General features: G+C 39.6%; 9 protein-coding genes. 4 read left to right on the top strand and 5 right to left on the bottom strand.

All coding sequences use genetic code 11. The features are described 5' to 3' along the window. Positions 1–20 precede the first annotated feature (20 nt). Genes ACO1QW_RS19090 through ACO1QW_RS19080 form a run of 3 tightly spaced genes read right to left on the bottom strand, consistent with a single transcriptional unit; the run spans position 21 to position 2,784 of the window. The gene (locus ACO1QW_RS19090; RefSeq protein ID WP_486260979.1) at positions 21–1,340 is read right to left on the bottom strand and encodes a vanadium-dependent haloperoxidase; all 1,320 of its coding nucleotides are present in this window, start codon (positions 1,338–1,340) and stop codon (positions 21–23) included. Positions 1,341–1,367: 27 nt separating this feature from the next. Beyond that, positions 1,368–2,150, bottom strand: coding sequence for a class I SAM-dependent methyltransferase (locus tag ACO1QW_RS19085; protein ID WP_486260978.1), 783 nt, complete (start codon positions 2,148–2,150; stop codon positions 1,368–1,370). A gap of 31 nt (positions 2,151–2,181) precedes the next feature. Then, positions 2,182–2,784: a DUF3455 domain-containing protein gene (locus ACO1QW_RS19080; protein WP_486260977.1), complete on the bottom strand. Its 603-nt coding sequence runs from the start codon at positions 2,782–2,784 to the stop codon at positions 2,182–2,184. A gap of 330 nt (positions 2,785–3,114) precedes the next feature. Between ACO1QW_RS19080 and ACO1QW_RS19075 the strand changes: the two genes are divergently transcribed. Then, positions 3,115–6,804: a sensor histidine kinase gene (locus tag ACO1QW_RS19075; protein WP_486260976.1), complete on the top strand. Its 3,690-nt coding sequence runs from the start codon at positions 3,115–3,117 to the stop codon at positions 6,802–6,804. Beyond that, entirely contained in the window at positions 6,801–7,568 is a 768-nt protein-coding gene (locus ACO1QW_RS19070) for a LytR/AlgR family response regulator transcription factor (RefSeq protein ID WP_486260975.1), read from the top strand. Before ACO1QW_RS19075 ends, ACO1QW_RS19070 begins: the two co-directional genes overlap by 4 nt. 36 nt (positions 7,569–7,604) lie before the next feature. Here the strand turns inward: ACO1QW_RS19070 and ACO1QW_RS19065 are convergent, their stop codons facing one another. Both ACO1QW_RS19065 and ACO1QW_RS19060 read right to left on the bottom strand, forming a co-directional pair. Beyond that, entirely contained in the window at positions 7,605–9,521 is a 1,917-nt protein-coding gene (locus ACO1QW_RS19065) for a S9 family peptidase (RefSeq protein ID WP_486260974.1), read from the bottom strand. Positions 9,522–9,638: 117 nt separating this feature from the next. Continuing rightward, positions 9,639–10,109: a DUF4920 domain-containing protein gene (locus ACO1QW_RS19060; RefSeq protein ID WP_486260973.1), complete on the bottom strand. Its 471-nt coding sequence runs from the start codon at positions 10,107–10,109 to the stop codon at positions 9,639–9,641. 276 nt (positions 10,110–10,385) lie between these two features. Here ACO1QW_RS19060 and ACO1QW_RS19055 point away from each other — a divergent pair, with 276 nt between their 5' ends. Both ACO1QW_RS19055 and recA read left to right on the top strand, forming a co-directional pair. After that, positions 10,386–11,060 (top strand): CE1 family esterase, encoded by a 675-nt coding sequence (locus tag ACO1QW_RS19055; protein WP_486260972.1) that lies wholly within the window; start codon positions 10,386–10,388, stop codon positions 11,058–11,060. 270 nt (positions 11,061–11,330) lie between these two features. Beyond that, positions 11,331–12,362, top strand: a complete 1,032-nt coding sequence (gene recA / locus ACO1QW_RS19050) for a recombinase RecA (protein WP_486260971.1) — start codon at positions 11,331–11,333, stop codon at positions 12,360–12,362. The last annotated feature ends 93 nt before the right edge of the window (positions 12,363–12,455 follow it).

Genomic DNA, 12,455 nt, shown 5'->3' with positions numbered 1-12,455 from the left:
TGTTTTAGGTTAGCGCCTCTTTACTTTAAAAAATCCAATTGGTTTACACGATTACCAATTTTCTTTCCTTGTTCCAAACCAGATAAAGCCGTAAAGTGATAATGTATGCCGCCCAATACTCTTGAGATAGCTGCTTCTTCTGCATATTTCTGAAAAGATGCATAAACTCTTACACCGTATTCAACTGCATAGGTGCTGTCAGTAAACATGTGATTGTTTCCAAATCTTGCAGTAAGTACTTGTGCAGCAGCTGAAGAAATCACCGCATGATTCGATGCATATTCAGGATGCGGTGGTGTTGGAATAACCGGGTTCCAGCTCGTTTCTTCAAATACAGTGCGTATGTAAGAAACTGGACGCAACAAGTTGTACTGATATTTTGCTTTGAAGGAAGAAATCAATCCATCGCTGTAAGCAATACCATGTTTGCAATAAAGAATAGCCGCATCATGCAACGATAAGTTTTTATCCTTCACTAATTGTGTTACAATATTGGCTGCATGTGCAGGTGCATTGAAATTGCCGGTTATATCGCCCCAAAATTTTACAGTTACAGAATCAACTGCTGATAATTGTTTTGAACGATCATACAGGTATTTCACTTCATTGTAAAACGTACTTCCCTGTTGTGTAGAAAAAGGAATGGGCGGGGCGGGTTGCGTTTCTGTAACAATGTTTTTAATGAAGCTTCTGTTGTTACCCCAGTAAGGATGCAAAGGTTTGCCAAATGCAGGAGGCGTGGGCACCCACATACCTGCACCGGTTGGAGGAATGTAAGAAGCTGAAGTTGTGTTGTTGTAAGCTTCATGGCCGCCATCAGTTTTTGACCAATCAAAAATAATAGAGGCTACTTCTTTACCAAATGTGGCTGCATCCTGAATTTCATCTGCACTTGCTTTCGATTGAAAACGGTTGTTCCAATCATTTTCCAATGAATCAATAGTAGCTATTGACGCTGCGGATGCATTACCGAATAATTTTTTGGTGATGCTTGCTAATGCAGCGTTAGCACTTGCCGGCCAGTGATACTTCTTTCCATTTTGTACAGCAGGAATCGAAGGTGCTTCATTCAGTTGCGACATGATCGACTGCAGGTTTTTATTGCCTGGCGCTACTGATTCGTACATTGCTAAACCGGCGTAAGCATAAGCACGAGTTGCTACAACCGAATTAAAGCCAGGTGTTACTTTGGTTAAACGTAAATACAGGTTCATCCACGAGGTCGCTACTTCTGCATTGTATTCATTGTACTGCTTTGGATAATCTGCTTTTTGGCAGGAAGCGATTACTGTTAGGAGAGCAGTGTATAATATGATGCCTTTGAAAATTGTTTTTTTCATTTTTGTTTTTTTTAGGTTAGTGTGAACTTATTTTTCTGCGATGAACAAGAGGAATTTATTTTGAAGGAAAAAGAAATCATCAGTGATATGGAAAGGGCGAAATGCTTGCTCAATGGTTTCTTCCACTTTTACTTTGCTATGGCTATTCAAAGCAATAGCAGCAGGTCCCGTGCCCATGAATGCATCTACACCATGTCGAAGATTGCTGAAAAGGAACGGACAAGGAATACTTGATTTGTATAAGAGTTTCAATTCCGCATGTAAACATGCTTCTTCAATTCTTCCATCTTCTGAAAGTGCAAACGGACCAGGCTTTCCGGGAGGTGGTGGAGGTAATAAACTTCCGATCGCTTTTAATATTTGTGTTGCTTCGCTGTATTGTGGCTGATCCCAGATGCCGATCACAATTTTTCCGCCAGGCTTAACAACACGTGCAACTTCTGACAATGCTTTTTCAAAACTACCTGCATATTGCAACGAGTTAAAAGCAGTCACCACGTCAAAACTGTTGTCTTCAAACGGAAGTGCTTCAAGATCTTCTTCTAAAAAATTATTGTTGGGGTTACGTTGTCTTGCAACTTCCAGCAAACCGCCGGCGGCATCAATGCCTACTACTTCAGCACCTTCGTTCACTGCCATTGCCGAAAACATACCGGAGCCGCAGCCGGCATCAAGCAGTAAAAGATCTTCACTTAATTGCAATTGACGTAACGCCGTTTTGTACATGGGAAGAAACCATGGTTCAAAATGTTGTGACCATTGTTGTGGAGCTACACTCCAGAGTTGTCCTTGAATTGTTTTTGTACTCATTTTGTAAGGTTTAATGATGAATATGTAATGATTAATTTTTCTTGCTGAAGCGATAAATTGCTGTGTAAGGAACATCAACAGTTTGGCTTGCGTTTGTTGGTGCGTCTGAAGGCGCTTTTCCGCCTTTTGTAGCAATACGCTGGATGTAAGCAACATTGCTGAAAATACCTGTGGGCGTTGTGCCAACTTTCGGCATCAGTAGTAACCAGGGAATACTGTTAACATCAGGCGTTGCTGTTTTAGCCGGAGTAAATTGTTGTGCAAAAATGGAATCCGTTACACTGATGGTCCAGTAAGGACCTGCACCGTGAATCCCGATCTTTTTATTGGTTACATCAAACAGATCGGCCAACGGCGCAACAAATACCCATTCATACACACCCGTTTCACTTCCTGCTTTTTGCTGGGCTGTGTATTTCTGCACACCGGTAGCATAATAAGTTGCCACACGTGCATTTCCAAAAGGTGCGTTAATGGGTAATTCTATTTCAGCAGGGATGGATAATTTTTCACTTGCTTTAATTTGATTAGCAGGAAGAGCCGGGTTAACCGATTCGTTTTTTGAACAGGCCACTACAATTACAATGAACAGTAGGGGCAACAGCATTGCTGTTGTGTTTTTTTTCTTTTTCATTTTTAAGGTTTAATGGTTAATGCTGCTTTTGCAACATGTTGTTTTAATCGGGCACAAACATATACCAGCAATGAACCGTTTGAAAGCACCAATGAACAAACGGCGGAGTAAAAAAAATAAAGCAGCAGAAACTGTTGTGTAAATGGTTTTAAGAAGCAGAACTTGTTTTTACAAAAGCTTTACCATGCCTGAATTTTATTTTGCCTGGTAATTTGAATAAACGGAAGTGCTGTTATGACGAAAGACGATGCCTGTTGAACGAACGGCCACTGCATTTTACTGCCAACGGTAAGCGCTTCCAATTTTGAGAATATGGAATTACCTTAGAATATGCAATGGCTATTCCTGACTGTACGATATTTTCTCTGTGTTTTATTTTTGCTGCTGTACTCTTTTACATCGGCACAATATCGTTCGTCCGATTTTACACTTTATTCAATTGAAAACGGGTTAAGCAGCAACCTGCTCACAAGTGTTGTGCAAGATGAGAAAGGTTATTTATGGATCGGTAGTGCAAATGGATTGAATAGGTTTGATGGCAACCAGTTTGTTCAATATCATCCGGCGAAAGACAAACATTCATTGCCTGATGAAAATATCCGTTTACTGAAATGGTTAGAGCCCGGGAAGATGGCTGTAGCAACAAACACTGGTTTACACATCATAGATACCCGAACAAGAAAATCGAGAAATTTATTTATTCCAACCTCGTATAAAGAATATGCATTCAAATACAACGATGTGTTTGATGTTGCTGCGGATAACAGCAAGCATATTTTTATCTTGACCCGTTCAGGCTTTTATCATTTTGATGAGCATGACAAACTTGTATTCCGTTTTGATCAGTACAAGAAAGAACAAGATCAGGCTGAGTATTTCATCTTCGGCCAATTGCTTTTGTATTACTCAAAGAATGAGTTGTTGTTATCAACCAGCGAGGGCATTTTTTTATATAACATCACAACAAAGCAATTGCAAAAAGTGCAGGCTGGGAGTGATAAAGGAATTCCGTTTGTTGGCGATATGCCCCGTGATTTTGCTGCTGTACGGCAGGCCGATAAAGAAGGATACATGATCTTTAAAACAAAATCAGACAGTATTATTTATGTGAGCACTGCTTCAAAAAAAGGAATTGTCTCAAAAGCACCGGATAAGAGAATTAACAGTGAATTTAACTGGCGCACCAATCTTTTTCGATACGATGATACAACGTACTTCGTCACTTCCCGTACGAATGGTTTTTATAAAATCATTTTTCATCCCCAAACAGGAACGCTTCGGTTACTACCTGAGAAAGAGTTAACTGATTATTCATGTGCCAGCTTTTTGAAAGATAGAGAGGGAAGGTTATGGATAACTACTAGCGCTGGATTATTGAAGCAAAACATGATCAATAACTCGGTGACATGGAAAACATTGCCGGAGGAAGTCTTGCAACAAGCTCCTGCCGCAACCATCAGCTATGTATTTGTTGTTGGCGATAAAATTTATGTGGGATGCAGGCGAGATGGCGGATTGCTTGTGTTCGAAAAAAATACATTCAAATTAATCCGTAAGGTCAGCTTTACCAAACACGGAACAATTTCAGATGATATTATTAACATATCACATCCTGGTGGCGATACATTATTCATTGGTACAAATGGTCCCTTGTGTTGGTTTAATATGAAAACCTATGAAACAGGTATTTGCAAATTAGAAAAATGGACAAATACGAATTGGATCTCTTCGCAGTTTAAAGACAGGGATGGTAATGTCTGGATTACGAGTAATGCCAATAAAATTTATTTCTATCATAATAAACTAAATAAATTCTACCTGAAGTCAATTGACCATCCTTATATGGCCAAGCTGTTGATTTCAAATATTATTGCAGAAGATACAGCCGGTGATATTTGGTTGGGCGGGCAAGGGCTTTGCCGCATTAACAGGTTAACCCATAAACCCGATTTTTTTGTTGATACGTTTCCTGAAATTCTGTTTCCACGCAAAGCTGTATTGGGTTTGTATTGCGATGATAAGAATAAACTATGGTTTGGAAATATCAGTAATGGCATTGTCGGTTATTCAATTAATGAAAAGAGATTTGAGCACTACACAACTGAAAACAAACTTCCATCAAACAATATTTATACAACAGGTATTTACAATAATACATTGTGGATGGGTTCCGAAACAGGTATTGCAGGTCTTGATCTACGAACAAAACAGGTTTCTTCTTTTGATAAAGATGATGGCTTTCCTGTTCAGTCGGTTACTTCTGTCAACTTTTATTACGATAAAGAAGCAAACTATCTCTACTCAGGTTTTGGAACTGCTCTTGTACGTTTTTGTGCCGATAGTTTGTTGTACACAACGGCACCGCCGCAATTGTTTGTAGAAAGTATCCGTTTCAGCAATGATTCAAGTGTTTATTTACCTGGCAACTCTTTCACAACAAATTATAATCACAACGACTTTACCCTCAGGATTGGCAGCGTTTATTTTTATAAGAAAATCAGTAATTATTTACTAAGCTACCGGATATTAAACTCACACGACAGTAGTTGGAAAATGATCACCGGTTCCGAAGTCAACTTTAATAATCTCCCCCCCGGTAATTATAAGTTCGAAATAAAAATGTCGGCGAAAAATGAACGTTGGCCGGTGCAGCTAAAACAGTTTGATTTTACAGTGAAACCTCCCTTCTGGAAAACCGGCTGGTTCCTTGCTATCATCAGCGCAATCATTTTATTTTTTGGGTACCTGCTTTATCGCTGGAGAATATTTTTTGTGCGTAAAGCAGAAAGTGAAAAGGCCCGCATGCAGGAACTACGTGCCGAAAAATACAAAACACAATTTGAGCTGGAACAGATCAGCAACTATTTTTCGTTATCTCTGGCTGATAAAAAGACCACAGACGATGTGTTATGGGATGTTGCAAAAAACCTTATTGGAAGAATGGGCTGTGAAGATTGCATGATTTATTTGTGGAACAAAGACAAAACAAAAATGCAGCAACGTGCCGGCTTTGGCAATAAAAATTCACCGGAGAAACTTGCTGAGCAGTTATTTGAAGTAGACCCGGGGCAAGGAGTAGTTGGTTATGTCATGCAAACAAAAGAACCAGTAATCATTGCAGATACAAGAACCGATAAACGTTACCGGGTAGACGATAAGCAACGCCTCAGTGAAATTTGTGTACCTATTATTCATGAAGGTGAATTGCTGGGTATTATTGATTCCGAAAACAGCAATCTCAATCATTTCAAAGAACGTGATCTTCAAATAATGACCACCATTGCTACACTTACAGGTAATAAAATAAAACAGGTGGAGAGTGAACATGTGCTTGATGTAAAGAAAAAAGAACTGGCAACTATTAACGAGCATTTAGCTGAAGCACAATTGTCGGCATTGCAAGCGCAAATGAATCCGCACTTTATATTCAATGCACTCAACAGCATCAAACGGATGATACTGGATGATGAAAAAGAGAAAGCATCACGCTACCTCAGCAAGTTTGCGCAACTCATTCGTTTAACATTAAATCATTCAAGAGAAACCTTTGTAACGCTGCGGGAGAATGTAGAGTATCTCAATGCTTATCTTGAAATGGAACAGTTGCGGTTTAAAGATTCGTTCACTGCTACAGTAGAAGTTGATGCCGCTGTTGATGATGACGAAGTGTATATTCCATCGCTGATGATACAACCCTTGGTAGAGAATGCTGTATGGCATGGCTTGCTGCACAAAGAAGGAAAGAAAAAAATATCTGTCCGGTTTGCAGCGAACGGGGCTTATATCATTTGCACTATTGAAGATAATGGTATCGGTATTCGGCGATCAGAAGCGAATAAAAATCAACAACATGCCACGCATAAATCGGTGGGTCTGGATAATTTGCGTAACCGCATTGCTATCATGAATGAAAAGTTTGATATGGATTGCAGTCTTACCATTACTGATCTAAGCGAAACAGATATAACACTTACCGGAACATTGGTGGTTTTAAAATTTAAAAACAGGGATCTTGTATGAAACAGTTACGTGTCGTATTAGTAGATGACGAAGCAGATGGTATTGCAACATTGAGCAAACTGCTTCGGCTTACCTGTCACGAAGTAGAGATCATTGCTACTTGTGATAACGCAGACACCGCCACCCAACAAATACAGGCATTGCAACCCGATGTTGTTTTCCTCGATATTCAAATGCCGGGTAAAAGTGGTATTGAAATGCTGGCCGGGATGCAGGAGCGAAAGTTTGAGATCATATTTGTAACCGCACATAATGAGTACATGTTGCAGGCTTTGCAATTCAGTGCTGCTGACTATCTATTAAAACCTGTTGATGAAGACCGTTTGATTGAAGCAGTGAATCGTGTAAAAAGCAGGATAGAACAAAAAGAAGATTCAGACAATATTGATGTGTTGTTGCACAACCTGCAGAAGAATAATCGTCAGCAGGAAATGAAACTTGTGGTGCCCACATTCAAAGGTTTCTCAGTATTGAAACTGGAAGAGATCGTGGTATGCGAAGCAGAAAAGAATTATACCATCTTTCATTTACTGAATAAAAAAACCATTACTGTATCACGCACCTTACTGGAATATGAAAAAATTCTGCAGAACACTTCTTTCTTCAGGATACATAAAACATTTATGATAAACCTGGAGCATGTGGTGGAATACCAACGTGGAGAAGGGGGAACGGTGGTGATGGATAATGGGATGGAAGTGGAAGTAAGTAGAAGGAAGAAGGAAGAGTTTATGAATAAAATCAAAGAAGTGTTTAAGTATTAAAAAAGGGTAAGCAACTTGCTTACCCTTTTTGATATTTTAGTTCAGGTTACTTTTCGGCTCTTCTTTCTTTAAATGCTTGTTGAGAAACTTCAATGTTTCTGCAGCTGCTTTTATCTGGTTTTCTTTTTTCACAAAACCATGACCTTCATCGGGAAACAACACATACTCAACTGGGGTACCATTCTTTTTTGCACCTGCAACAATTTCGTCGCTTTCAACCTGTAACACTCGTGGATCATTACTGCCTTGCAAAACAAGCAAAGGAGTTTTTATTTTATCTGTGTTGAACAATGGTGAAATGTTTTTCAGGCGAGCAGAGTCAGCAGAACCAGGGTCACCCATTTCATCATATAAAGCCAGTTTAAAACTTTCCCAGTAAGGAGGAATGCTTCTTAAAGTACGTATCCAGTTTGTTACACCAAAGAGATCCACACCCACTGCAAATTCTTTCGGATATTGGATAATGCCCGCAAGACTCATAAAACCTCCATAGCTGCCGCCATAAATACCGATCTTACTGCTATCGATATACTCTTGCTCCGCTAACCATTTTTTACCCCACACACAATCTTTCAAATCTTTATCGCCGTGGTTTTGGTTATCCATTTTATAAAACGCTTTACCATACCCGCTACTGCCTCTGTTATTAACTGCAAGCACGGCATAACCATGATTTACGAAATATTGTATGCTGGTAGAGTAGCCTGCACGACTTTGACCACCAGGCCCGCCATGAACCCACACCAATGCCGGAACTTTATTACTTGCAGACGCATTGTGCGGTTTGTAATACACAGCTGGAATTTCTTGTCCATCGAAAGATTTAAAACGAACGATCTCTGCATTAACCAGATCTTCGCTGGCAACTTCAGGATTTAATGTTTTTGTTAGCTGCTTTAATTCTTTGGTTCCAATGTTGTAAAGATATTTATTGGCGCTGCTTCTGTCGCTCACAACAGTCAGTAACATTTTTGTTTCACTTGGTGAAATGGTAACACCTGCAATATACCCGCCATCGATCTTTGGCATTTCCAGTTCTTTTCCACTTGCGTGATCAAAGAGCAGAACTTTATCTCTTGCATCTTCATTAATACCGATCACATGATATTTTCCATTTTCACTGATGAACATGTAGCTCACATCCCAGTTGGTGCTGAAGAAATTTTCTTTTGCACCGGTTTCAAGATTATACTTAACGATGTAAGAAAAATCTTTTCCTTCATTTGTTATATAGTAGAGATGTGTATCGGTGGTTTCAAAACCCGCAGGCGAATAACTGGCATCGCCTAAACTGTCAGTAGAAAGTTTTTTGATTTGTTTTGATTGCGCATCGAAGAGATACATTTCATTTTTATCACTGGTAACCGATTTTGTTAGCACCAACCAACGCTCATTAAAGGAAATACTGCCTACATCAAGCCCGCTGTCATTTTTGTAAAGCATTTTTGGCTTCCAGTCTGCGCTGTCCATTTTATACAAATCAAAAAACTGAGGGTTACGGTTATTGCTGCCGTAATAGAAAGACCGCTTATCTTTTGTCCAGCCATAAAACATTGCTTTTTCTTTTTCACCAGGCGTAAGATCAGTTACCGTTCCATTGCGGCGCTGTAAATAGATATGATCATTTTCATCGCCTCCTTTATCTGCACTATATAAAAAATCATTTGTGCCGGGCAGGTAGTCAACAGCAAAAAAAGATTCTTTAGTAGAAGAGGTGAGCGGCTTAACAGAGGTATCGGCAAGGCTTAGTTCATAAACATTAAAAATCTTCGATCGGTTACTATTAATGAGCAAATAATTTTCGTCTTTGCTAAAAGAGCCGCCATTAACTCCTTCGGTTTGAAAGAACTGTTCAATGGTATACTCTTTTACTTCACGTGGAGCTTTTGCTTCCTCTTTACAACCCAATAGAAGCAGGGTAATGATGATAAGGGATGAATAAGTTTTTTGCATATCCGTTTATTTTTTAGAACCATAAAGTAGGTAAACAAACAAGAAAATACAAACCGGTTATAAAAAAAGCAGGCTCGTTTAAGAGCCTGCTTTTTTTATAAAGAGGAAGGATTTCGTTTACAATACCAGCACACCTGCTGCTACAAACTGTACTTCTTTCTTTGCTTCTTTGATTTTGTTTACTTCGTCTTTGCTTTTGCCTGCATCTTCAGCATAGTGCTTCTGTTGCTTTACACTTACTTCTTTTACTTTAGCTTCGCCTTCCAAAACCACTGTTTTACCAACGATATCTTTTGGCATAAAGAAACCGTAGTCTTTAAATTTTACCATTACAGTTTCGCCATTTCCTTTATCCACTTTCATCCAGCAGCCTTTTTCCTGGCACACCTCAGTTACTTTACCTGTAATTTTTCCATTGAACTTACCACTGCTTTGCACCTGTTCTTCCATATTACCAATGGTAACAACATCTTTGTTAACGGTGCCTGCACCATAGGTAACACCTTTATCAGCAGATTTTGGATTATTTTGGGCAACAGCAACTGTTCCAACAAATGCTGCAACTACTACAAAAAACAATTTTTTCATGCTTATCATTTTTTAGAACCGTAAAGTTAACAAGCTTCCTGATGGCACCAAACTTCGGCTGTTAAAAATCCACGACGGGAAGCAAAAATGAAAATAATCCGTTGTTTAAACCGTTTCATCTTAAATTAGTCTACCCTTCTGAAAAACAAAGCCAACCAATTCTATATGAAGCCCAAATTTTTGTTTGTTCTGTTTTTGATTTTTTCAACCTTTTCGTTTTCCTGCCGGAAAAACAAATCTTCCGCAAAAACTTTTCGATTTAGTGAAACAATGATTGTGGATGGCATATCCCGAAGTTATGTGTTGAATCTGCCGCCTGGTTATTACGAAAGTTCGGGGTTATCCCTGGTGATTGCCATGCATGGTGGTGGAGGAAGTGCCAGCCAGTTTGAAACCACTTCAAAACTGACAGAGAAAGCAAATGCATCGGGCTTTGTTGTTGTTTATCCCGAAGGAACAGGTGTTATCAATACATGGAATGCAGGCACTTGTTGTGGATCCGCCGTAACCAATAATATCAATGATGTTAAGTTCATCAGCCAGCTCATTGATAAATTAATTGGTTCATATAAGATCAATCCAAAGAAAGTATATGCAACCGGGCATTCAAACGGCGGCATGATGAGTTACAGACTGGCTTGCGAGTTGTCGAATAAAATTGCCGCCATTGCGCCTAACGGTTCTACTATGGTTGTAACACAAGCCTGCAATCCTTCCAGAGCGGTGCCGGTATTACATATGCATTCAAAACTTGATCAGCATGTTGTGTACACAGGAGGTTATGGAAATGGAATAAGCGGAGTGTATTGCCCGCCGCTCGATTCGGTGATGAATGTTTGGTCGCTAAAGAATAATTGTACAACAAACGGCGAAGTCGTTACAAGCAATTCGAACTATACACAAAAACGATGGCGCAATTGTACAAATAACGAAACATCGATTATTACTTAACGAACGATGGCGGTCACGGTTGGCCGGGTGGTTTACCAGGCGGACCAAATTCTGATATTCCATCCACATCCATTAACGCCAATGATCTGCTGTGGAGTTTTTTCCAACAGCATCAGCTCCTTTAAAATTTAGCAACTTAAAATCTTTTTGCTAAAATATTTGGCTTCTAAAATAATTAGTTTTACGTTTGCTAAACAAATTAGTGTTAACAAACAAAACAAACCCGTTATGGAAGAGGCTTTAATTTTGGAGAAACCAAAAAAGGAAAAAATGAGTAAAGAGAGCGTCAATGTGAATAACGAGAAGCTCAAGGCGTTAAAGCTCACCATCGACAAGATTGATAAAGATTTTGGAAAAGGCAGCGTGATGATGATGAATGAGAAAGGCGTACATGAGATTGAAGCAATATCAACCGGTTCGATAGGACTAGACACCGCATTGGGTATTGGCGGCATTCCTAAAGGAAGGGTGATTGAAATTTATGGTCCGGAAAGCTCTGGTAAAACAACCATTGCTACTCATATTATTGCTGAGGCACAGAAGAAAGGTGGTATTTGCGCCATTATTGATGCTGAACACGCATTCGATAGTGTATATGCTCAGAAACTGGGTGTTGATGTAGATAATCTATTAATTTCTCAACCCGATTATGGCGAGCAGGCATTGGAAATTGCCGATCGTTTAATTCTTTCAGGTGCACTGGATGTTGTGGTGATCGATTCAGTTGCTGCACTTGTACCAAAAGGTGAACTGGAAGGTGAAATGGGCGATAGCAAAATGGGTTTACAGGCCCGTTTAATGAGCCAGGCTTTACGTAAACTCACAGCAACCATTTCTAAAACAAATACCATTTGCATTTTCATTAACCAGTTGCGGGAAAAAATTGGTGTGATGTTCGGCAACCCTGAAACTACCACTGGTGGTAATGCGTTAAAGTTCTATGCATCGGTTCGTTTGGATATTCGTCGTATGAGCCAGATTAAAGATGGCGATGAGGCAATTGGTAACCGTGTAAAAGTGAAAGTGGTAAAAAATAAAGTTGCTCCTCCGTTTAAAGCTGCTGAGTTTGATATCATTTTTGGTGAAGGCGTAAGCAAAACCGGTGAAATCATCGACATGGGTGTTGATCTTGCCATTATTCAGAAAAGCGGTAGCTGGTATAGCTACAATGGAGATAAACTGGGACAGGGAAGAGACGCAGTAAAAAATCTGTTGATCGATAATCCTGAAATGTCAGCAGAGATTGAAGCAAAAATTCGGGCGAAAATAAAAGAAATTCAAAGCGGAGCAGCTGCTTCGTAAACTTCGGGTTTGTTTGTAAGTACCGGCCTTTCGTTAGCAGTAATGCGAAACGGAAGGCCTTTCTCGGTTGGCTGAGTTGATAATGTTGTTGGG

The sequence above is a fragment of the Lacibacter sp. genome (genome assembly GCF_057361365.1).
The sequence above is the reverse complement of the archived record's forward strand: the minus strand, read 5'-3'. Positions and strand labels throughout refer to the sequence as shown.